Genomic DNA, 20,853 nt, shown 5'->3' on the forward strand with positions numbered 1-20,853 from the left:
TCAGCTCTTCCTCATGGACAGGTGAGGTCGATCGGCCCCACGTCCCCATCATGACGGGCCGCTCACGCCCGTGTGCCGTAGACGAGCGCGACGGTCCCGAGGTCCGTCCTGGCGACCGATCTCAGCGCGAGCCGGCGCGGGACCGGCAGCCCGCCGAACAGCCGCTTGCCGGACCCGAGCAGCAGGGGGTGGACGAACAGCCGGATCTCGTCGACCAGGTCCTCCGCGAGCAGCTCCCGGCAGAGCACGCCGCTGCCCAGCACGGCGATGTCCCCGTCCTCGCCCGCCCTCAGCCCCCGCACGGCGTCGACGACGTCCGTCGCGAGGATCCGTGTCCCCGGCCACGCGGCCTCGGTCAGGGTCCGGGAGGCCACGTACTTGGGGGTGGCGTTCAGATGGGCGGCCACGGGGTCGTCGGCCGGCTGGTGGGGCCAGAACGCGGCCATCTTCTCGTAGGTCCGGCGCCCGAAGAGGTAGCTCGAGGTCCTCGCGAACCCCGAGGACGCGGTGACCTGGTGGACGCTCTCGGCATAGGGGGCGCCCCAGCCGCCGTGCACGAACCCGCCCTCCGGGTCTTCCCCGGGTGACCCCAGCCCTTGCATGACTCCGTCGACCGTCAGAAACTCGATCATGACCAGCGTGCCCATCGTGGGGTCCTCTCCTCGTCCTCCTCCGACGGTAGAACTCCGGGGCCGAGGGGGTCTTGAAAAAAGCGGCACGGAACAGAGGGCTGACGTGAGCGGGTCCGCGCCGACGGTCCTCCGGCACGCCGTTCCGCCTCCGCTGCGGGGGCTGGTGGCGGGGATCGTGGGCTTCGACGAACTCGCTCCGCCGGGAGGACGGTCCCGGGTGCAGCCGGCCGGCAGCTTCCTGGTGCTGGAGATCTCCTTCACCTCACCGCTGCACGTCCGGGCGCTTCCCACCGGAGCGGAGACGGCCCACGGCGCTTTCCTCGCCGGGCTGATGCCCGGCCCGGTGCGCACGGTCTTCTTCGGCCGGCACGCATCCGTGCAGGTCTACCTGACCCCACCGGGCGCCTGCCGGCTGCTGGGCGTGCCGGGCCGGGAGACCGCCGGGCACGTCCTGCCCTTGGCGGACCTGGTGCCGCGATGGGGGCACGACGTGCCCGACCGGCTCGCCGAGGTGCCGGGCTGGCCCCAGCGCTTCGCGATCGTGGTCGAGGAGCTGGTGCGGCTCGCCGGGTCCGGGGCACCGGCCGATGCCCTGGTGGAGTGGACGTGGTCGGAGCTGCAGCAGACGGGCGGACAGACGCGGATCGCGGATCTGGCCCGGCGCTCCGGCTGGAGCGTGCGGCACGTGCGGGCGCGCTTCGACGAGGTGACCGGTGTCCCGCCCAAGGTCGCAGCACAGATCATCCGGTTCGAGCGCCTGCACGCGGAACTGGGGAGCCGGAGTCTCGGGGCGCTCGCCGCCCGGCACGGCCTCTCGGACCAGAGCCACCTCACCCGGGAGGTGCGGCGCTTCGCGGGCGAGACGCCCCTCGCCCTCGCTCGGGCACGGCGGCCCACCGCGTTCACCCTGCTCGGGACACGCCCTCGTCCCTTTCCGACCTCTCAGACGGTGTGACGAGTCCTGCCCCGACCGCGGGGCGTCACACTCGGCCCCCGCCTTCCGCGGATTGACCGCACGGCCTATATTTTGACCATGCGGTCAAACGAGGCCTCGGGTGACTCCCCGACCTTCACGGAGACGGCCCGCCGGGCCCAGATCCTGGCGTGCGCGATCGAGGCCATCGCCGAGTCCGGGTACGGGCGGGCCTCCCTGGCCGAGATCGCCCGCCGCGCCGGCGTGAGCAAGGGCGTGGTCTCCTACTACTTCACGTCCAAGGACGAGCTGCTGGCCCAGGTGGTGATCGACGTCTACCGCCGCGCCGGGGCCGCCATCGCGGCCCGCACCGACGCCGAGACCGACCCCTCGGTGGTGCTGACCGCCTACGTGGAGGCAAACCTCGCCTTCCTGGGCCGGCATCCGGCGGACATCCGGGCGGTCACCGAGATCGTGATGAACCTGCGCGCCCCGGACGGTGCCCCCCGGTTCACCCCGTCCGGGGCCGACCCCGTGCTGGCCCACCTGGAGGGCCTGCTGCGCGACGGGCAGGAGACCGGGGCCTTCCGGGATTTCGACGCCCATGCCCTGGCGATCCTTATCCGCGGGGCGATCGACACCGCCTCCGGGCGGCTGGTCACCGACCCGGACTTCGATCTGGGCACCTATACCCGCGAGCTCGTCTCCGTGGTCGGGCTCGCGACCCGGAAGAGACCCTGAGGAGAGCGCTGTGAGCGTCCCGGACCCCACCCCGCGGCCGACCGTTCCCCCTGCCGGGACACCGCCGGACCGGATCCCCGCGCCGTCGCCGGCCCCGGACGGCGGTGCGGTCCCGGACGGGACGCCGGTGAGCTGCCGGCGTCATCCGCTGGTGGGACTGCTGGGCGCGGGCCTGGTCCTGCCCTTCGCCCTGTACTACGGACTGCGGCTGGCCGGGGCGGAGCCCTGGGTGGCGCTGGTGCTCGGCGGGCTCGCCCCGCTGCTGCGCGTGCTGGGTGCCGCGGCCCGCACCCACCGGCTGGACCGGCTCGGGGCCTTCACCCTGTCCGTGCTGGCCCTCAACACCGCCGTGGGGCTGATCACGGCCGACGCCCGGCTGCTGATGGCCCTGGGCGGCTGGCTCACCGCGCTGCTGGGCGCGTGGCTGCTGACGAGTCTCGCCGGCGGCCGGTCCGCGCTCTTCGACGCCACCGTGGCCCTGATGCCCGCCGAGGCCGCCGCCCGCTGGAAGCACGACTGGGAGCAGGACCCGGTGTTCCGCCGGATCTTCCGGGCAATGACCGCGGGCTGGGGAGCCGCCTTCCTGATCGGAACCGGCGCCCGAGCGGTCATGGCCTACACCCTGCCCGTCGACGCGGTCCCGGCTGCCGCCGCGGCGCTGCTGCTGGTGCTGCTGGTCGCCGTCGTCCAGGCCGGCAAGGCGTACGGGCGGCGGCACCTGGGCCGGGCCGCCGCGCCGGCCACGGCGGCCGGGCCGCCCCCGGTGACCGGCGGTCCAGGCGCCCGGAGCGGACCGGACGGTGACCCGGGCCTTTGACGCCACGTTGCGCCCACGGGGGACCGCAAGGTGTGAGAGTTCCCACTCGGCCTGTGCTTTCCCAGGTCAGTCCGGATAATGGGGAAGGCTGGCCCGAGCATCGTCGCGGGGATCAGCACCCCCTTCCCCGCAACCGAAGCAGGACGGCATGACTCTGGAAAGACCACGCACCGAGGCCCCCGCGGCCGAGGACCATCCGCAGGCACCGGCCGAGGAGCAGTCCGAGAAGAAGAGCCCGGCCCTGAACATCCCGGGCCTGCTCGCCGGCGCCGCCACCGCCGCGACCATGTCCGTGATCGGCGGCCACCTCAGCGTCGTCGGCACCGTCCTCGGCGCCGCACTGACCAGCATCGTCTCCGGCATCGCCATCGTGCTCTACTCGGCCTCGCTCGAGAAGAGCCGCCGGGGCCTGAAGAAGGTGAAGACCACCGTGGCCCAGCGCGTGCTCGCCCGCCCCGGCCTGGACTCCTCCGAGTCGGACGGCAGCACCGCCGTGGCCGCCGGCAGCCGCTGGTCCGCCCTGCGCCCGCGCTTGAAGCCCATCCTGGTCACCACTGGCGCCGTCCTCGGCCTCGCGGTCGCGGCGATCTTCGGCATCCAGGCGCTCACCGGCACCGAGCTCTCCGGGGGCACGGGCACGATCCAGCGCACCGTGACCGGCAGCGAGTCGGTCTCCGTGCGCAGCGACGTTGCCCCCGCCCCGGTCGAGGACCCGGCCGCCGGCACCGGCGAGGTGGCCCCCGCCGACGGGACCGTCCCCGACGCGGAGGTCACCGTGGCCCCGGGTGGAGTCGTTCCGGGCGAGGTCGCCCCCGCGGACGGGGCAGTGACCGAGGACGACACCACGACCGGCGGTACCCTCCCGGACACGAGCGGCCAGGAGTCGGAGAGCGGGCAGACCGACACCGTCCAGCCGGGCGCCGGCGCGGCCGCCGAGCAGGCCGTGCCCGGTGCTGACGCCGGTGCGGCGCCCGCGGCGCCGTAGGCGGCAGCACACCGGAAGGACCGGGGCGGGGACGTGGATATCACGTCCCCGCCCCTTCCCGTGCCGGCGCCTGTTCCTGGACCCAGGCCGCGCCATCTTTCGTCATGTTCGCCTGTTGCCCCTGACCAGGCTCGATGTTGGCGCGGCTCCCACAAGGTCTGGACTTAAGTCGACTGACATATGTCCCGAAAGGCACCTAACTTGGCCTCATCCCGGCTGCGGTCGCAGGCGGGAGGCGATCGACGAAGGGGATGACAGTGGCAGGGGTTCGAGAGGTTCGCGGAAATCAGGTGGCGCAGTGGCTGACGGTCGCGGCCGTCATGCTGTTCGTCGCCAACGGCGCCGTCCTGGCCCTGGGGTCCCAGGCCTACGGGTGGGCCACGCTGCTGTTCGCGGCGGCCGCGTACTTCGCGGTGTCCACCGGGATCGTGGGACGCCCCCTGCGACAGCACTGACCCGCCGGCACTGACCCGCCGGCACTGAGGTGCCGGTCCTGACCCGCCGACGGAGCGACGGCCCGGCACGCCGGTCGTGCCGGGCCGTTGCTCCGTCGTCGTCCCCGGCGGCGGTTCCGGGGCGCGGGTGCCGCTGCCCGGGAGTGACGCCGCCCGAGGCCCGGAGGGACGGGGTCCGGCTGGTATCGTCCCTGAGGTCCACCCCATGTGCACCCAGCGAGGACCACCATGTCGCGCTCCCCTGCCCCGCGGACGATCTCCGCCGACGCAGAACCCGTTCCCTCCCCGGCGACCACGCCGACCACCACGAACCCCGCCCCGGACCGCTCGGCCACGGCACCCGGTGCCCGGAGCCGGCCCTCCGCGGTCGACACCGGCTGGATGCTCGGCCTGTTCGGCACCGCCATCGGCGCGGGCATCCTCTTCCTCCCGATCAACGCGGGGGCCGGCGGCCTGTGGCCGCTGCTCGTGGTGACGGTCCTCATCGGGCCGATGACCTACCTGTCCCACCGGGCCCTCGCACGCTTCGTCTGCGCCTCGCCGCGGAAGGGCGAGGACATCACGGTCGTGGCCCGCGACTACTTCGGGGAGGGCGCCGGGCGGGTGATCACCGTCCTGTACTTCCTCGCGATCTACCCCATCGTCCTGATCTACGGGGTGGGCATCACCAACACGGTCGAGAGCCTGCTCGTCAACCAGCTGGGCCTGCCGCCGGTCCCCCGCGTGCTGCTCTCCGGGGTGCTGATCGCCCTGATGATGCTGGTCATGGTCGCCGGTCAGCGCCTCATGCTCGCGGTGACCCGGTGGCTGGTCTACCCGCTGATCCTCGCCCTGCTGGGGGTGACGGTCTACCTCGTCCCCACCTGGCAGGTGGGCGACCTCGCCGTGGTGCCGTCCGCCGGCGAGCTCACGCTGTCGGTGTGGCTGATCATCCCGGTGCTGGTGTTCGCGTTCAACCACTCCCCCGCGATCTCGCAGTTCTCCCTGGCGATGCAGCGCGAGCACGGGCCGGACGCGCCCGCGGCGGCGTCCCGCGTGCTGCGCCGCACCACGGTCCTGCTGGTGCTGTTCACCATGGGCTTCGTCTGGTCCTGCGTCCTGTCCCTGGGCACCACCGGGCTGCAGGAGGCCCGGGAGGCCAACCTCCCGGTGCTCTCCCACCTGGCCAACGTGCAGGACAACCCCTGGATCGGCTACCTCGGCCCCGCCGTGGCGGTCGTGGCGATCGTCTCCTCGTTCTTCGGCCACTACCTGGGCGCCAGCGAGGGCGCGGCGGGCATCGTGCGCAGCATGCTCCCCGCCCGGATCCGGCAGCCGCAGGACCGGACGCTGCGCCGGGGGATCGCGGTCTTCATCTTCCTCACCACGTGGGCGGCCGCGGTGCTCAACCCGAGCATCCTGTCCCTCATCGAGTCCCTGGCCGGGCCCGTCATCGCCGTGATCCTGTACCTCATGCCGATGTACGCCGTGCGCCGGATCCCGGCGCTGGCGCCCTACCGGGGGCAGCTCTCCAACGTGTTCGTGACCGTCGCCGGGCTCGTGGCCATCAGCGGCATCCTCTTCACCCTCGTCCGCTGAGCCCCCGCCCCCGGACCGGGTGCCCCCGATAGACTGGGGGCCGCACACCGACCCGGTTCGAGACCGGTGCTACCGCCGGAGGAACATGGCCCGCAACCCCACTGCCGCCGATGTCGCGCGCGAGGCCGGGGTCTCCCGGAGCGCGGTCTCGATGGTCCTCAACAACAACGCCGACGGCAACGTCTCGCCCACCGCCCAGCAGCGGATCCGGGAGGCCGTGCAGCGGCTGGGCTACGTGCCGAACGCGGTGGCGGTCGCCCTGCAGAGCCAGCGCACCAACACCATCGGCGTGATCACCGACGAGATCGTGACCAGTCCCTTCGCCGGCCGGATCATCAGCGGCGCCGGTTCCGTCGCCCGCCCGGCGGGCTACGTGCTGACCGTAGCCGACACGGAGGGGGTGCCGGGGCGCGACCTCGAGCTCGCCGAGGCCCTGATCCACCGGCACGTCGACGGGCTGGTCTACGCCACGGGCGGCCTCGTGGAGCTGGACCCGCCCGAGCCGCTGCTGCGCCGCCCCGCGGTGCTCGCCAACTGCTACGACCCGCAGGAACGGCTCGCCGCGGTGATCCCGGACGAGGTGACCGGGATGCGCCGCGCCACGGAGCACGTGCTTGGACTGGGGCACCGCCGGATCGCCCTGCTGACCGGCACGTCCGACTCGCCGGCCACGCCGCTGCGCCGGCAGGGCTTCGAGGCGGCCTGCGCGGAGTTCGGCCGCGAGGGCCTGCGGCTCACGGTCGAGCCGACCGGCTGGGAGATCCAGGACGGCTACCGGGCGGCGCAGCGGCTGCTCGCCCTGCGCGAGCCGCCGACGGCGATCCTCGCGTCCAACGACCGCACCGCCACGGGCGTGCTGCTCTGCGCGGCGGCGTCCGGCCTGCGGGTCCCGGAGGACCTCTCCCTCGTGGGGGTCGACGACCAGCAGAGCGTGGCCGACCAGCTCGTCCCCGCGCTGACGACCGTCGCCCTGCCGCACCTGCGGATCGGGGCGCGCGCCGTGGAGCTGCTCCTGGAGCAGCTCCACGGCCTCGAGATCCCGCCCGCGGTGGAGCGCATCGACTGCCCGCTGATCGTCAGGGCGTCGACGGGCCCAGCGCCCACCCGGTGACCGCGCCCGGCTCGACCGCCGCGCACCAGGTCTCGCCGTCCTGCGGATAGGCCCGGAGGGTGTGGGAGGGCCCGTCCTGCGCGTAGACCTCCACCAGGGAGCCGTCGACCACGACCGTCGCCGCGCGCCCCGACCAGACCTCGCGCTCGCCGGCGGGACCGCGCAGCAGCAGGCGCACGGCGGCGTCCGGGCCCGTGGCGCGGAGCTCGGCGGCGTCCGGCAGCTCGACCGTCTCGTCCGCGGACGTCGGCTCAAGGTGCTCGCGCCGGTGCCCCGCGCACTCGGCGGCGGGTGCCGGGACGAGGACATCGCCGTCCAGCCGGAGCTCGCGCGGCCAGGTGAGCAGACCGGCCCACCCCTCCTCGTCGCTGACGTCCGCCGGCCGCGTCTCCCACGACCAGCCCCACAGCAGGGTGCGGTCCTCCAGCGCCAGCACCTGGGGCGCGTAGAAGGCCGGCCCCGTGTCCACGGCACCACAGGCCTCGGGGGTGAAGCGGGGGGCGGCTCCCCGGGCCCGGCCCCCGTCGTCGTCGTCGGGGTCCTCGTCCATGCGCCCGACGACGTAGCGCACGTCCTGGAGCCGGCCGGACCCGTCCTCCTGGCGCACCCACCGGGAGACGATCAGCACCCAGCGGGACACCTCGCCCTCGACCACCTCGAAGAGCTGGGGGCACTCCCAGATCGAGGCGTCGAGGTCCGCGCTGAGCACGGGGTGGTCCGAGGTCAGCCACACGCCCAGGTAGGTCCAGTGCTCCAGGTCGGCGGCGTCGTAGAGCAGGATCGCCGCCCGGCCGTCGGCCAGCCCCGCGCCCTGGAGGGCGTACCGCCGCCCCGCCCAGCGGAAGAGGAACGGGTCGCGCACCGCGACCACGCCGGGGTCCTCGGGCATCTCCGCCGCCGTGACGCCCTCCTGCCGCCAGGACCGCAGGTCCTCCGAGCCGGTGGCCAGCGTCACGCGGGACCGGTCGTCGCCGGCCTCGACACCGCTGTAGACCGCCACCGGGCGCCCGTCCTCGACGGTGAGCACCCCGGACCAGCAGCCGAACGCGTCGGGGCCGTGCTGCTGCGGGCGCAGGGCCACCGGCTCCTCCTGCCACGTCACCAGGTCCGGTGAGGACAGGTGCCCCCACTGGATGGCGTCGTGGCGTGCGGAGCCGGGGTTGTACTGGAAGAACACGTGCCAGGTGCCATCGACCCGGCACAGCCCGTTGGGGTCGTTGAGCCAGCCCCGGGCCGGCCGGGGGTGGGTACGGGGGAAGGCCCGGCTCGTGGGCAGGACGGCGGAGGCGGTGCTGGGAGAGAGGGTCATTTGCTGCTTCCTGCGGTGAGGCCTTCGCGCAGGTAGCGCTGCCCGAAGACGAAGACGATGAGTGCGGGGATCATGGAGATCACGACGCCGGCCAGGACCACGGAGATGGAGCCCGTGCCCAGGTTTCCCTGCAGGGACACGAGGCCCAGGGGGAGGGTGAAGTTCTGCTCCGAGATGGTCAGGATGAGGGGCCGGAAGAACTCGTTCCAGTGGTAGTTGAACGCCAGGATGCCCACGATGGCCATGCCCGGCAGGGACAGCGGCGCGTAGATGGAGAAGAAGGTCCGCCAGGGGCTCGCCCCGTCCAGGGCGGCGGCCTCCGCGAAGTCGTTCGGCAGCCCCATGAAGTACTGGCGCATCAGGAACGTGCCGAACGCGGTGGGGATGGCCGGGATGATCAGCGCCAGGAGGGTGTCGGCCAGGCCCATGCCGCGGACCAGCATGAACACGGGCACGATCGTCACCTGGACCGGGACCATCATGGTGGCCAGGACCACGCCGAACATCAGCCCGGAGCCCCGGAAGCGCATGCGGGCGAAGACGTACCCGGCCATGGCCGCGGTCAGCATCTGCCCGGCGGCGATGAGGGCGGTGACCAGCGCGCTGTTGAGGACGAGCCGCACCAGGTCGATCTGCCGGGCGACCTCGGCGTAGGCCGTGGTGTCCGGGTCGGTCGGGAAGAACTTGGGCGGGAGGTCGAACGCCTCGCTGGGGCTGCGCAGCGACGTCGACAGGGTCCACATGACGGGCCCCAGGACCGCGACGGCGGCGACCAGCAGGAAGAGGAAGCCGGCGACGCGCCCCGGGGTGGGCAGCCCCCGGCGCCGACGACGGCGGGGCGCGGAGCCGGCCGTCCGGGACGGGGTGTGAGCGGGTGCAGACATGAGGTGGTCCTTCGTCGGTCGGGAGAGCTCACTGGTAGTGGACGTAGCGCCGGGAGAGGCGGAACTGCGCCAGGGTGACGAGCATGATGAGCACCAGGCCGATGGCGGACGCCTTGCCGAACTCCAGCTGCTGGAACGCCGTCTGGTAGACGACCATCACGGCGGAGCGGGTCGAGTCCCCGGGGCCGCCGCGGGTGAGCACGTAGGGCTGGTCGAAGACCTGCAGCGCCGTGATGATCGCCGTCACGGACGCGACCAGGAGGGTCGGGCTGACGAGGGGCAGGGTCACGTTGCGGAACTTGGACCAGCCCTTGGCGCCGTCGAGGTCGGCCGCCTCGTAGAGCTCCTTGGGGATGGACGCGATCCCGCCGAGCAGGATCAGGAACGTGAAGCCGAAGTTCTGCCACACGTAGACGAGCACCACCACGAGCGAGGCCCCGGTCGTGGTGGTCAACCAGGGCACCGCGGGCAGGCCGACATTGGTGAGGAGCCAGTTCACGACGCCGAACTGCTCGTTGAACATGTAGCGCATGAAGATCGAGACGCTGGCCGCGGAGAGGATGAGCGGGAAGAAGAACGTGGAGCGGAAGAACAGCCGCAACCAGCTCGGCATCTTCCCCTGCACCAGCACCGCGAGGGTCATCGCGAGGGACAGCTGCAGAGCCACCGCGACCACCACGAACACGATCGTGTTGAGGAAGGAGACCCGCACGGTCCGATCCGTGACGAGCTCGGTGAAGTTGCGCAGCCCCACGAACTCGGGCGCGGAGATGATGTCCCACTGGAAGAAGGCCAGCACCACGGAGGCCAGGATGGGCAGCACCGTGAAGACGCCCATCCCGATGACGGTGGGGGCCAGGAAGACGACGGTCATCCACCTCTCGGCCCGGGAGCGGGTCCGCCGCGGCTGCGGCGCCGGTGCGGGGACCGTGGTCCGGGCGACGTCCGGTGCCGGTGCGATGGTGGTCATGAGTCCTCCCCGAGGATGAGAGCGAGTTCGGTGTCGAGCCGGTCGAGGGCCGAGGTCATCTGGCCGGCGCCGCCGCCCATGGCGACCGCCACGTTCTTCATGAGCGCGGACTCGACGGCGGCCTGCTGCGGCGGGGCGGGGATGGGACCGGTGCTGGGGAAGCGGTCCAGCGTGTCGTAGAAGACCTGCCAGTGCTCGGGACCGGCCCCGCGGTAGAAGTCCGCGGTGACCATGGAGCGCCGGCTCGGCGTGGTGTTCGGGTGGGGGGTGGCCAGCTGCATCGACTCCTTGCGGGCCGTGAACTTGATCCACTCCCACGCCTGGTCCTTGCGCTCCGAGGTCTTCATCAGCGCGTAGCCGGCGCCGCCGAACTGGTGGCGCTGCGCGCGCCAGCGCGGGAAGAACTGCACGTCGAAGGCGTCTGGTGCCATGCCGGCCTCGTTCAGTCCCTGCGCCCAGTACCCGCCGGCCGGGGTGGCGCCGACGCGGTTGGAGGCGAACAGGCCGATCAGGGCGTTGCCGCCGCCCTCCTCGGGGCGCACGCCGAGGCCCTCCTGCACGAGCTCCCGCAGGTAGTCGAACGTCTCCGTGACCCGCTCGTCCCGGACGTTTGAGCCCGTCCACAGGTAGCCGCCACTGCGGTCGGCACCCGCCGGGTGGTCCCCGTAGAAGCCGTTCCACAGCCATCCGCCGCCCGGCGCCTTCTCCTCGGTGAGGAAGCTGGTGCCGTTGGCGTAGAGCCAGGGGACCACGCCGCCGAACAGGCGGTTGGTCCAGTAGTAGGGGCGGAAGGAGCCCTCGTTGGAGCGCTGCATGGCGCGCATGAGCCCCGTGAAGTCGTCCTTGGTCCAGTCGTCGGCGGGCCGCTCCGCCCCGGCCCGGCGCAGCGCCGCCGTGTTGAGGTACATGTTGGCCGCGTTGAACTCCAGCGGCAGCTGGTACAGGTTCCCCTTGTACATGAAGGCCTCCACGAGGCTGGGGTGCACGTCGCGGAAGTACTCGCCCATCGTGGCGGCGTCCCGCTGGACGAAGCTGTCGAGGGGCACCGCGAGCCGGTCGGCGAACAGCTGGGTGCCCTCCGTGGCCACGTACACCAGGTCCGGCGCCTGGCCGGCCGCGACCATGGTGAGGATCTTGGAGAAGAAGTCGCCCCAGTCGGCGCTCTGGACGGCCTGGATCCGCACCGGGATGTCCGGGTGCTCGGCCCGGAACTCGTCCACCAGCTGCAGGCGCTTCGCGGCGTCCTGGGACGTGCCCTGGATCGCCACCGTCAGGACGTCATCCCCGCGACCGGGGATGTCGGAGGCGGTCAGGCGCGGCCACGCCCCGACGGTGGCCCCGGCCAGGGCGACGCCCCCGACCCCCAGTAGCGCGCGACGGGTCATGCTGCTCGCTGCAGTCATCCGCGTGTCCTCACTCTGCTGAACTAACACGTGTCAGGTTCCTGACACGTGTTAGGAGAGTAGAGACATCCGGGGCGAGGTGTCAAGGATCACAGTGCGGGGCCGTCACAAGACTGCATCGGGGGCCGTCCGGAACGGCGAGCGCTCAGGAGACGAGTGCCGCCGCCCCGGGGCCGGTGAGCTCCTCCGGGCCGACCGGGCGCCCGGACACCGCCAGCAGCAGCGCGAGGACGCCGCCGCGCACCTCCGGGCCGGTCCCGGCGTCGAGGTCGGCGTCGGTGGCCACGAGCCGCAGGCCCGCCGCCCGCTCCTTCCCGCCGCCGAGCTTCGTGCTGGTCCGCAGCTGGTGGCGCAGGGCCTCGGCGACCGGTCCGGCCGGACGGTCCCGGGTGAGCGAGAGCGGGCGCCGGATGTCCTCCCCGTGCACGAACACCTCCACCAGCCGGGTGGCCGGCGCCGCCGGCGCGCTCGTGGTGCGGCCGCTCACCGCGCGGAACGCAGCCAGCGTGTCCCGCGGATCCGCTCGGCGCTCCCGCGCGACGCCGCGGGCGTTGCAGCGGTCGAAGTCGAAGCGGGCGGCCGCGAGGCGGCGGAGGAAGCCCAGGCGCGTGGTCCGCGCGTCGTCGACGAGGTGAGCCAGGACGTCGTGGACGTCCCAGCCGGGGCACAGCGAAGGGGTCGCCCACTGCTGCGCCGGGAGGTCCTCCAGGTCCCGGATCAGCGCCCGGCGCTCGGCGTGGACCACGGGCCAGATCTCGGTCATGGGGGACTCCTCGGTGCTCGGGCGCCCGGCGTGCTCGGGGCGGTGGGGTCAGGGGCGGACCCGCACCCGGGCCAGTTGGCGGGTCAGGCGCAGGTCCCAGCCGGTGCCGAGGACGACGACGAGCAGTGCCGCGGTGAGGGGCTCCGGCTGCTGCAGCACCACCGCCAGGGCGACCAGTGCCGCGGTGAGCACGGCGGTCGCGGTGCGCGTCATGGTCCGGGTGGTCGTCTGCGTCATCGGTTCTCCCTGGGTGGTCTCGGGCGTGCTCCGGGGCCGAGCCTGGCACGGCAGGCTGTGCCGGAGCTGTCACCGCGACCGGCGGTGCCTGGGCGTCGGCCCGGGTCCGAGCGGTGGTGGCCGGCGGGACCGCCGTCGTCCCCGGCTACCGGACGTGCTCCCGCAGGAAGGCGACCGCGCGCTCCCAGGCCGCGGACGCGGCGTCGGGGCGGTGGTTCTCCCGGTTCCGGTCGTTGTGGAAGGCGTGCGGGGCGTCGTAGTAGTGGAACTCGACCACGGGGGCGGAGGACTCGCGGCGGAGCTGCTCCTCGAGCGCCTGCGCCTTCTCGACCGGGTAGGACGAATCCTCGCGGCCGTAGTGGCCCTGCACCGCCGCGCGCACCCCGTGGCAGGCGTCCGGCACGCCCTGGCCGACACCGTAGAACGGCACTGCGGCGCCGATCCGCCCGCCCTGGTCGGCGGCGAGGGCCAGGACGAACCCGCCGCCCATGCAGAAGCCGATCGCCCCCGCCGTGGAGCTGGTGACGGCCTCGTGGCCGAGCAGGAAGTCGACGGAGCCGGCGAGCAGCCGCACGCCCTCCTCCTCGGGCAGCCGGGACATCATCTCGGCGGCCTCCTCGCCGTCGTGGGTGATGGACCCGCCGTAGAGGTCGGGGGCCAGGGCCACGAAGCCCTCGGCGGCGAGCCGGTCCGCGACGTCCCGGATGTGGTCGGTGAGCCCCCACCACTCCTGGATCACGAGCACGCCGGGACCGCGGCCGGCGTCCGGCAGCGCCAGGTAGCCGTGGGCCCGGCCCCCGGCCGAGGGGAAGGTGACGTTCTGGTGCGGGGTGGTCTCCACTGCGGTGCTCCTTCGGGTCGGGGCTGCGTCGGGCCAGTGTAGGCAGGAGTGTGGACAGGCGATTGCCCGTCACGGGCCGGTGCGGGATCCCCCGCTGTGTTTGCTTTCGTACACTTCAGTGTGGGCCGCGTGACGGCCCAATCCAGCACAGAAGCCAGGAACCATGCACCAGCCCGGTGGCGCCACGCCGCAGCGGGGAGCGTCGCCCCGGACCCGCGACGAGCACGCCGCCGCCGCGCGCCTCCCGCGGTCCCCGAGCGGACGGACGCCGCAGTGGGTGCTCGAGGAGGCGCTGGAGCAGCAGCGCGAGGCCTTGCTGGGCCCGGGCGCGCGCCGGCGCCGGGACCGGCGCGCCGCCCAAGCCACCCGGGCATCCGCCCGCCGCTGGGCGAGGGCGCCGCGCAGGCGCAGCCCGGCGTGGCGGGGGACCCCGGCCGTGGGCGTCGTGGTGCTGCTGATGCTCTGGTTCACGCCCGGGCTCTTCCAGGACTACGCGCTGCCGGTCATCCGCCCCTACCTGCCGAACGCGTCGGCGCCCCCGCCCGGGGTCGGGGCCGCACCGGCGCCGCTGGGGGCGCCCCCGGCGGTCGAGGACGTCGGCGGCCACCGCTTCATGGACTCCCCGGACCCCGCCCAGCCGATGGTCGCCTACGACCCGTGCCGTCCGGTGCACTACGTCGTGCGCCCGGACGGCGCCCCGCCGGGCGGCCGGCAGCTCGTCGAGGAGGCGGTCGCCGAGATCTCCGCGGCCACGGGTCTGCGGTTCGTCCCCGTGGGGACGACGACGGAGGCGCCCGCCGAGCAGCGCACGCCCTATCAGCCGGACCGGTACGGCCGGCAGTGGGCGCCCGTGCTCATCGCGTGGTCCGACGAGACCGAGGTGCCGGGGCTGGCCGGCAACGTGGTGGGCCTCGGCGGCAGCACGGCCCGGCAGGCGCCCGGGGGGCCGTTCGCCTACGTCACCGGTCAGGTCGCCCTCGACGCCCCCGGTCTGGCGCCGGTGCTGGAGCACCCGGACGGAGCGGCCCACGTCCGCGCGACCGTCATCCACGAGCTGGCGCACGTGGTGGGGCTCGCCCACGTCGACGACCCCACCCAGATGATGCACCCGGCGGGCGGGGCCACGGTGCTCTCGGCCGGGGACCGGGCCGGCCTGGCGAAGCTGGGCGCCGGGCCGTGCGTGCCGCGGCTCTGACCCGGACCGCGCCGGCGTGCCGCCCGCCGCACCCGGATCCGGACCGGAGCCGCAGGTCGGAGCGCGGTGGGCGGACGCCCGGTGGGTGAACGAGCGGCGCGGCGTCGTTCGCCGACATGTTCCCCGGATGCCACCGGCCGGCCACGCCCCGGCCCTACGCTCGGCGCATGCGCAGAGTCCCAGCAGCAGCCGCCGCACTGGCCGCGGCCGTCCTCCTCACCTCCACGCCGGGGGCGCTCGCCCACAACGGCGATCCGGGCCGCGGGCCCGCCGGCGCGCCCGTGCTCGAGCAGCGCGCCACCCTCTCCGCCGACCACCTCGCCGAGGGCCCGCCCTCCGGGGCGGCCGCCACGCCGGCGAACGGCCGCACCGGCCCCTTCGACGGTCAGGTCATCCCCGGCTTCTCCGCCATGGTCGACAACGGCGACGGCACGTTCTGGGCCATGCCGGACAACGGCTTCGGCAACCAGGAGAACTCCGCCGACTTCCTGCTGCGGCTCTACCGCATCGCCCCGCAGTGGGAGACCGCCGAGGGCGGGAGCGGCGAGATCGAGGTCCAGGACCACGTGTCGCTGCGGGACCCGCACCACCGCATCCCCTTCCCCGTGGTGCACGAGGACACCGAGGAGCGGCTGCTGACCGGCAACGACTTCGACGTCGAGTCCGTGGTCCGCCAGCCGGACGGCACCTTCTGGATCGGCGAGGAGTTCGGGCCCTTCCTGCTGCACGTGGACGCCGAGGGCGTGGTGCTCGAGGAGCCCGTCCCACTGGCCGACGTCCGCGACGGCGGGACGGGCACGCTCGAGTCGCCGCAGAGCCCCTACCTCGAGGACGGGGAGCAGCCCGCCGTCGGCGCCAGCAAGGGCTTCGAAGCCATGGCGGGCTCGAAGAACGGCCGCTACCTCTACCCGATCCTGGAGGGCGCCCTCGCCGACGACGACGATCCGCGCCGCCGGCTGGTCCTGGAGTTCGACACGAGGACGCTGGAGTACACCGGCCGCACGTGGGACTACGAGACGGACACCGACGCCAACCTCGTGGGCGACGCGTTCCTGAACGGTCAGAACCGGCTCCTGGTCCTCGAGCGCGACGACCTCGACGGTCCCGCGGCGGTCACCAAGCGCGTCTACGCCGTCGACCTCCGCCGCACGGAGGACTCGGGCCACCTCGAGAAGGAGCTGGTGGCCGACCTGCTCGCCATCGACAACCCGGCCGGCATCGGCACCGGGACCTCCCCCGGCGCCTACGGCGTGGGCGAGCAGTTCTCCTTCCCCCAGCAGTCGGTCGAGGTGGTCCTGCAGCTGCGGGACGGCCGCCTGCTGGTCGGCAACGACAACAACTACCCGGGCAACGACGCCCGCGTCCCGGGCACCCCGGACGACACCGAACTCATCGTGCTGGACCGCGAGCGCCTCGAGCCCGCGGCCGGGACGGGCCCCGAGGTGATCGGTCACCGCGGCGCCTCCGGCTACCGCCCCGAGCACACGCTGGCCTCCTACCAGCTGGCCATCACGCAGTGCGCCGACGTCATCGAACCCGACCTCGTCCCCACGAAGGACGGCGAGCTCGTGGCACGGCACGAGAACGAGATCGGCGGCACCACGGACGTCGAGGACCGCCCGGAGTTCGCCGAGCGGCGCACCACCAAGGTGGTCGACGGCGCCGAGGTCACCGGCTGGTTCACCGAGGACTTCACGCTGGCCGAGCTGCGCACCCTGCGCGCGGAGGAGCGCATCCCGGAGCTGCGCCCTGGCAGCACCGCCTTCGACGGCCTGTACCCGATCCCGACCTTCGAGGAGGTCGTGGACCTCGCCCGCCGCTCGCGCACCTGCGACGGCGAGCCGGTGGGGATCGCGCCCGAGCTCAAGCACCCCACGTACTTCGACTCGATCGGCCTGTCCCTGGAGGAGAGGACGGTCGAGGTGCTCGAGGCCAACGGCTACGGCGACGAGGCGGACCCGGTCGTCCTCCAGAGCTTCGAGACCGCCAACCTGCGCGAGCTCGACGGGATGACCGACGTGCGCCTCGCCCAGCTGGTCGACTGCTCGGGCGCGCCGTTCGACCTCGCCGCCGCCGGCGACCCGCGCGGCTACGCGGACCTCACGACGGCGGAGGGCCTCGAGGAGATCGCGTCCTACGCCGACATCCTCGGCGCCTGCAAGGACGTCATGATCCCGCGGGAGGCCGACGACACCCTCGGCGAGCCGACGGCCGTGATCGCCGACGCCCACGCCGCGGGTCTCGAGGTCCACGGCTGGACCTTCCGGGCGGAGAACTTCTTCCTCCCCGCCGAGCACCGCGCCGGCGCCGATCCGCGGGAGCACGGCGACCTGGCGGGGGAGATCCGGGCCTTCGTGGAGGCCGGCATGGACGGACTCTTCTCCGACCACCCGGACCTCGCGGCGGCGGCCCTCGAGGACCTGTCCTGACGACCCGTTCCGGCGCCCCGTCCTGACGACGGCGTTCCAGGGGCCGCCCGGGCCGGACCGGGCGGCCCCTGCGCGGCCCCGCCCGTCACCGGCGGCGCTCGGCCCCGTCGTCGTCGGGAGCCCTGGTGCGGAGCCGGGAGAACCCGACGAGGACCGAGGCCGTCGCCGTGATCGCCACCGCGAGCACCGCGATCCACACCGCCACGGACCCGTAGCCGCCGGCCGCCTCGTGCGGGTCCAGGAACGGATAGGGGTACCACCACGGGTTGCCGGTGCCCTCGTCCAGCACGAACGGCGCCCGCACCAGCGTGTAGCCGGCCCACAGCACCGGATAGACCACGATCCCGCCGACCGTCCGCCACCGGACCGGGCTCCGCCCCGGGGCGAGCAGCCAGTCCAGCAGCGCGTAGACCGGGACGATCGTGTGCAGCACCTCGTTGGCCCACGGCTGCTCCAGGGCCGCCTCCTGCGGCAGACCGCGCAGCAGCGCGTTGTAGACCACCCCGGTGGTGACGGTGTACGTCGTGGCCGCGGCGCGCACGGCCCCGAACCACGGCGGGTCGGCGCCCCGCCGGGCGAGCAGCGACCACGCGCCGAACCCGAACACCACGGCGTGGAACAGCGACGTCTGGATGGTGAAGTAGCTGAAGAAGTTGGCGACGTCGACCGCGATGGCCCGGTCCCCGCGCTCGATCCAGAACCGCAGGTACGCCTGTAGCCGCCCGGCCACGGCCACGACCAGGGCCAGTCCCATCAGCACGCGGGCCGCGGCGAAGCACCGTCTCATGTCTGCCCTCCTCCGGTGCCGCAATCTACCCCGAACGGCTGACCTGCGAGAATAGGGGTCCCGACACCACCGGCCGGAGCGGAGGGAACACCGTGCGCAGGTTCGAGCCACCGCAGCCCCGTGCCCGGCGGACGGTGCTCGTCCCGCTCGCGGTCGCCCTGGGCGTCCTGACCGGCTGCACGCCGCAGGCCGTGGAGGCCACCTCCCCCGCCGCGCGGGCGCTGGCGGCCCTGCCGGTCGAGAACGCCGGCGGCGGGGAGGACTACGACCGGCTCGCCCAGTTCGGGGACTGGGCCGATCCCGACGGCAACGGCTGTGACGCCCGCAACGACGTCCTGGCCCGGGACCTGACCGGTGACGTCCTCCACGACGACGGGTGCAGGGTCCTCTCCGGGACCCTCGAGGACCCCTACACCGGGCGGACGATCGAGTTCGTCCGCGGACCGCTGACCTCCGCCGACGTGCAGATCGACCACGTGGTGGCGCTGAAGAACGCGTGGATCTCCGGGGCCGACCGGCTCACCCAGGAGGAGCGCACGGCCCTGGCCAACGACCCGCTCAACCTGCGGGCCGTGGACGGGCCGACCAACGGGGAGAAGTCCGCCTCCGACGCCGCCGAGTGGCTGCCGCCGAACGAGTCCTTCCGGTGCGAGTACGTGGCCACCCAGATCGCGGTCAAGACCCGCTACGAGCTGTTCGTGACGGCTCCCGAGCGAGACGCCATGGCGGACGTGCTGGCCGGGTGCCCGGACCAGGACGTGCCCACCGACGTCCCGCCCGCCGGGAACGCCGCCGCGGGACCGTCACCGGCGGAGGAGGTTTACTACGCCGACTGCGCCGCGGTCCGCGCCGCGGGTGCGGCGCCCCTGCGCTCGGACCAGCCCGGCTACCGCCCGGAGCTGGACCGGGGTGGGGCAGAGGGCCTGGCCTGCGAGTGACGGCGGACGCCGCAGCGCTGGGGGCACCGCAGGACTCACCGGTCTGCCGCTGAACAGCAGGCACGGCACGGGAGGGACACTCCGTGCTGCCGGCATCTCCTGGCAGCACCCCCACCGGGCGTTCGAGCATGAGGACGTGCAACGCCCCGCCGGCATGACCGGCCCGTCGGCACCGGGACGGTTCGGCTGCTGGCCGCACGGCTCCCCCACGCGATGCCACTCGTTCCCGACACATCTGTGGTGACTCTTGTCACAGGCGCACCCCTCGCTCTACGCTTGTGCAACATACACAGCGTTGTTGCAATATACGCAACATAGAAGAAAGAGGACGACGATGTCCCCACGATCGACGACCCGACGCCGGCGCAGCATCACAGTGGTTGCCGCGCTGACCGGCGTGCTGGTTCTGAGTGCATGCGCTGACCGCGGCGGCGCTTCTGCCGCCGGTGGTGAGTTCCCTTCCGAGACGATCACCTTCATGACGCCCACCTCCGCAGGGGGCGCGACCGACCTGACAGCTCGCACGCTGGCTACCGAGATGGAGAAGGACCTCGGTGTTTCCATCGTCGTGGAGAACCGGCCCGGCGGCGCCGGAAGCGTCGGAATGGAGCACCTCGCAGCCCAGGCCGCCGATGGCTACACCATCGCGGTCCTGCCGGTGGAGGTCAGCCTGCTGGGACACCAGGACTACGAGATCGACCCTGCCGACTACGACTTCCTCGGTCAGGCGAACTCGCAGCCCGGAACCATCGCGGTCCCGGCCGACAGCCCCTTCCGCACCCTGGAGGACCTGGTCCGCGCAGCCGAAGAGGTCCCGGGCAGCGTGGCGGTGTCCAACGCCGGGCCCGGGTCCATCTGGGAACTGGGCGCCACCGAGCTGGGCAACGCCGCAGGCGTGGAGTTCAAGAACGTCCCCTTCGACGGGGGCGCCCCGGCCGTGACGGCCGCCACCGGTGGACAGGTGGACGCGGTCGTGGCCGGCATCGGCGAAACGGCGCCCGCCCACGAGGACGGCCGTCTGCGGGTGCTGGCGGTCTTCACCGAAGATCGCGCGCCGGCCCTTCCCGATGTGCCGACGGCCTCCGAACAGGGGCACGACGTGGTGATCGGGAGCTGGGCCACGGTCGCGGCGCCGACCGGGCTCGACCCGGAGGTCGCCGGCACCTTGGAGGAGTCCTTGGAGAAGGCGGTCTCTTCCGAGGCCTACGTCTCCTTCATCGAGAAGGGCGGCAACATCCCGCTTCACCGCTCCGCGTCCGAGACGGAGGAATTCGTCAACGCCGAGAGCAGCCGCTTCGCCGAGCTGGTCGGAGCCGGGTCGTGAAGGACGTGCCGGTGCTGAGCGCGCCGGACGGTGTGGCCGACGCCGGTTCCACGGCTGTCACCGACCGTTCCGCCGCGGAGCCGGCGCCGGGACCAGGGAAGATCAACGGACGCGGCCTCCTCGTGGCCCTGGCCGTGGCCTTGCTCGGTGGCACGGCGGTATGGTCGGCCACCGCCCTAGAACTCTCGGCGGTGGATGGAGCCGTCGGTCCGGGATGGTGGCCGACGGTGCTGGGCGGCCTGCTCGTCGCCGGCGCCGTGGCCATCGCGGCCGTCGCCCTGCGACGACCTGATCCCGTGCCCGAGGAGCGCGTCAGCGCCCACGGTCTGGGGCGGTTGGGAGCCGTTATCGCGGCGATCGTTGTGTACGGCATCGGCTGGCAGTTCTTCCACTTCCTGCCGGTCACGGTCGTGTTCCTGTCCGTCCTGCTGTTCGTCACCGGCGGGCGGGGGATCAAGGCGTTGGTGGTGTTCCCGGCACTGACCGCAATGGTGCTGTACGGGTTGTTCGGTCTGCTGCTGCGGGTGCCGCTGTGAACGCC

21 protein-coding genes are annotated in these 20,853 nt (G+C 73.2%); 12 read left to right on the top strand and 9 right to left on the bottom strand.

All coding sequences use genetic code 11. The annotated features are described in order from the left end of the window. Positions 1-62: 62 nt before the first annotated feature. The gene (locus RF644_RS03995) at positions 63-647 is read right to left on the bottom strand and encodes a dihydrofolate reductase family protein (RefSeq protein WP_368795493.1); all 585 of its coding nucleotides are present in this window, start codon (positions 645-647) and stop codon (positions 63-65) included. Positions 648-735: 88 nt separating this feature from the next. On the opposite strand from RF644_RS03995, the gene RF644_RS04000 reads away from it, so the two are divergent. The 7 genes from RF644_RS04000 (at position 736) to RF644_RS04030 (ending at position 7,232) form a co-directional block, all read left to right on the top strand. Continuing rightward, positions 736-1,587, top strand: a complete 852-nt coding sequence (locus RF644_RS04000) for a helix-turn-helix domain-containing protein (RefSeq protein WP_368795494.1) — start codon at positions 736-738, stop codon at positions 1,585-1,587. 78 nt (positions 1,588-1,665) lie between these two features. Then, on the top strand, positions 1,666-2,286 hold the full coding sequence (locus tag RF644_RS04005) for a TetR/AcrR family transcriptional regulator (protein WP_368795495.1): 621 nt from the start codon (positions 1,666-1,668) through the stop codon (positions 2,284-2,286). A gap of 10 nt (positions 2,287-2,296) precedes the next feature. Then, entirely contained in the window at positions 2,297-3,103 is an 807-nt protein-coding gene (locus RF644_RS04010; RefSeq protein WP_368795496.1) for a VC0807 family protein, read from the top strand. A gap of 148 nt (positions 3,104-3,251) precedes the next feature. After that, positions 3,252-4,088, top strand: coding sequence for a hypothetical protein (locus RF644_RS04015; RefSeq protein WP_368795498.1), 837 nt, complete (start codon positions 3,252-3,254; stop codon positions 4,086-4,088). A 290-nt stretch (positions 4,089-4,378) separates the two neighbouring features. Further along, positions 4,379-4,543, top strand: coding sequence for a hypothetical protein (locus tag RF644_RS04020; protein WP_017834952.1), 165 nt, complete (start codon positions 4,379-4,381; stop codon positions 4,541-4,543). 228 nt (positions 4,544-4,771) lie between these two features. Next, positions 4,772-6,121 carry an HAAAP family serine/threonine permease gene (locus RF644_RS04025; protein WP_368795499.1) on the top strand — a complete coding sequence of 450 codons (1,350 nt, stop codon included), beginning with the start codon at positions 4,772-4,774 and terminating at the stop codon, positions 6,119-6,121. 85 nt (positions 6,122-6,206) lie between these two features. Then, positions 6,207-7,232, top strand: a complete 1,026-nt coding sequence (locus RF644_RS04030) for a LacI family DNA-binding transcriptional regulator (protein ID WP_368795500.1) — start codon at positions 6,207-6,209, stop codon at positions 7,230-7,232. On the opposite strand, the gene RF644_RS04035 is transcribed toward RF644_RS04030, so the two are convergent. From RF644_RS04035 to RF644_RS04065, 7 genes are all read right to left on the bottom strand, one after another. Next, positions 7,198-8,541: a glycoside hydrolase family 32 protein gene (locus RF644_RS04035; RefSeq protein ID WP_368795501.1), complete on the bottom strand. Its 1,344-nt coding sequence runs from the start codon at positions 8,539-8,541 to the stop codon at positions 7,198-7,200. The two genes, RF644_RS04030 and RF644_RS04035, sit on opposite strands and share 35 nt — an antisense overlap. Then, the gene (locus tag RF644_RS04040; protein WP_017834956.1) at positions 8,538-9,425 is read right to left on the bottom strand and encodes a carbohydrate ABC transporter permease; all 888 of its coding nucleotides are present in this window, start codon (positions 9,423-9,425) and stop codon (positions 8,538-8,540) included. Before RF644_RS04040 ends, RF644_RS04035 begins: the two co-directional genes overlap by 4 nt. A 28-nt stretch (positions 9,426-9,453) precedes the next feature. Then, the gene (locus RF644_RS04045; protein ID WP_368795502.1) at positions 9,454-10,395 is read right to left on the bottom strand and encodes a carbohydrate ABC transporter permease; all 942 of its coding nucleotides are present in this window, start codon (positions 10,393-10,395) and stop codon (positions 9,454-9,456) included. Further along, entirely contained in the window at positions 10,392-11,798 is a 1,407-nt protein-coding gene (locus RF644_RS04050) for an extracellular solute-binding protein (RefSeq protein ID WP_368795503.1), read from the bottom strand. Before RF644_RS04050 ends, RF644_RS04045 begins: the two co-directional genes overlap by 4 nt. A 145-nt stretch (positions 11,799-11,943) precedes the next feature. After that, entirely contained in the window at positions 11,944-12,561 is a 618-nt protein-coding gene (locus RF644_RS04055) for a maleylpyruvate isomerase family mycothiol-dependent enzyme (RefSeq protein WP_368795504.1), read from the bottom strand. Between the two features lie 48 nt (positions 12,562-12,609). Beyond that, positions 12,610-12,798, bottom strand: coding sequence for a hypothetical protein (locus tag RF644_RS04060; protein ID WP_368795505.1), 189 nt, complete (start codon positions 12,796-12,798; stop codon positions 12,610-12,612). A 145-nt stretch (positions 12,799-12,943) separates the two neighbouring features. Further along, positions 12,944-13,639: a dienelactone hydrolase family protein gene (locus RF644_RS04065; RefSeq protein WP_368795506.1), complete on the bottom strand. Its 696-nt coding sequence runs from the start codon at positions 13,637-13,639 to the stop codon at positions 12,944-12,946. 163 nt (positions 13,640-13,802) lie between these two features. On the opposite strand from RF644_RS04065, the gene RF644_RS04070 reads away from it, so the two are divergent. Beyond that, entirely contained in the window at positions 13,803-14,834 is a 1,032-nt protein-coding gene (locus RF644_RS04070) for a peptidase (protein ID WP_368795507.1), read from the top strand. Positions 14,835-15,001: 167 nt separating this feature from the next. Then, the gene (locus tag RF644_RS04075; protein WP_368795508.1) at positions 15,002-17,263 is read left to right on the top strand and encodes an esterase-like activity of phytase family protein; all 2,262 of its coding nucleotides are present in this window, start codon (positions 15,002-15,004) and stop codon (positions 17,261-17,263) included. A gap of 85 nt (positions 17,264-17,348) precedes the next feature. Here the strand turns inward: RF644_RS04075 and RF644_RS04080 are convergent, their stop codons facing one another. Further along, a complete protein-coding gene (locus tag RF644_RS04080; protein ID WP_368795509.1) occupies positions 17,349-18,050 on the bottom strand; it encodes a Pr6Pr family membrane protein in 702 nt (233 codons plus the stop codon). A gap of 92 nt (positions 18,051-18,142) precedes the next feature. Between RF644_RS04080 and RF644_RS04085 the strand changes: the two genes are divergently transcribed. From RF644_RS04085 to RF644_RS04095, 3 genes are all read left to right on the top strand, one after another. Beyond that, positions 18,143-18,988, top strand: a complete 846-nt coding sequence (locus RF644_RS04085) for a DUF1524 domain-containing protein (protein WP_368795511.1) — start codon at positions 18,143-18,145, stop codon at positions 18,986-18,988. A 376-nt stretch (positions 18,989-19,364) separates the two neighbouring features. Further along, on the top strand, positions 19,365-20,312 hold the full coding sequence (locus RF644_RS04090; RefSeq protein ID WP_368795512.1) for a Bug family tripartite tricarboxylate transporter substrate binding protein: 948 nt from the start codon (positions 19,365-19,367) through the stop codon (positions 20,310-20,312). Continuing rightward, positions 20,309-20,848, top strand: coding sequence for a tripartite tricarboxylate transporter TctB family protein (locus tag RF644_RS04095; RefSeq protein WP_368795513.1), 540 nt, complete (start codon positions 20,309-20,311; stop codon positions 20,846-20,848). Before RF644_RS04090 ends, RF644_RS04095 begins: the two co-directional genes overlap by 4 nt. Positions 20,849-20,853 lie beyond the last annotated feature (5 nt).

The sequence above is a fragment of the Kocuria sp. CPCC 205258 genome (genome assembly GCF_040981005.1).
Lineage (GTDB): Bacteria > Actinomycetota > Actinomycetes > Actinomycetales > Micrococcaceae > Kocuria > Kocuria rosea.

What these genes read in the sequence shown, in the direction of transcription:
- RF644_RS03995 (WP_368795493.1), bottom strand. Translation starts at nt 647, where the DNA reads ATGGGCACGCTGGTCATGATCGAGTTTCTGACGGTCGACGGAGTCATG.
- RF644_RS04005 (WP_368795495.1), top strand. Translation starts at nt 1,666, where the DNA reads ATGCGGTCAAACGAGGCCTCGGGTGACTCCCCGACCTTCACGGAGACG.
- RF644_RS04015 (WP_368795498.1), top strand. Translation starts at nt 3,252, where the DNA reads ATGACTCTGGAAAGACCACGCACCGAGGCCCCCGCGGCCGAGGACCAT.
- RF644_RS04025 (WP_368795499.1), top strand. Translation starts at nt 4,772, where the DNA reads ATGTCGCGCTCCCCTGCCCCGCGGACGATCTCCGCCGACGCAGAACCC.
- RF644_RS04030 (WP_368795500.1), top strand. Translation starts at nt 6,207, where the DNA reads ATGGCCCGCAACCCCACTGCCGCCGATGTCGCGCGCGAGGCCGGGGTC.
- RF644_RS04035 (WP_368795501.1), bottom strand. Translation starts at nt 8,541, where the DNA reads ATGACCCTCTCTCCCAGCACCGCCTCCGCCGTCCTGCCCACGAGCCGG.
- RF644_RS04040 (WP_017834956.1), bottom strand. Translation starts at nt 9,425, where the DNA reads ATGTCTGCACCCGCTCACACCCCGTCCCGGACGGCCGGCTCCGCGCCC.
- RF644_RS04045 (WP_368795502.1), bottom strand. Translation starts at nt 10,395, where the DNA reads ATGACCACCATCGCACCGGCACCGGACGTCGCCCGGACCACGGTCCCC.
- RF644_RS04050 (WP_368795503.1), bottom strand. Translation starts at nt 11,798, where the DNA reads ATGACTGCAGCGAGCAGCATGACCCGTCGCGCGCTACTGGGGGTCGGG.
- RF644_RS04055 (WP_368795504.1), bottom strand. Translation starts at nt 12,561, where the DNA reads ATGACCGAGATCTGGCCCGTGGTCCACGCCGAGCGCCGGGCGCTGATC.
- RF644_RS04060 (WP_368795505.1), bottom strand. Translation starts at nt 12,798, where the DNA reads ATGACGCAGACGACCACCCGGACCATGACGCGCACCGCGACCGCCGTG.
- RF644_RS04070 (WP_368795507.1), top strand. Translation starts at nt 13,803, where the DNA reads ATGCACCAGCCCGGTGGCGCCACGCCGCAGCGGGGAGCGTCGCCCCGG.
- RF644_RS04075 (WP_368795508.1), top strand. Translation starts at nt 15,002, where the DNA reads ATGCGCAGAGTCCCAGCAGCAGCCGCCGCACTGGCCGCGGCCGTCCTC.
- RF644_RS04080 (WP_368795509.1), bottom strand. Translation starts at nt 18,050, where the DNA reads ATGAGACGGTGCTTCGCCGCGGCCCGCGTGCTGATGGGACTGGCCCTG.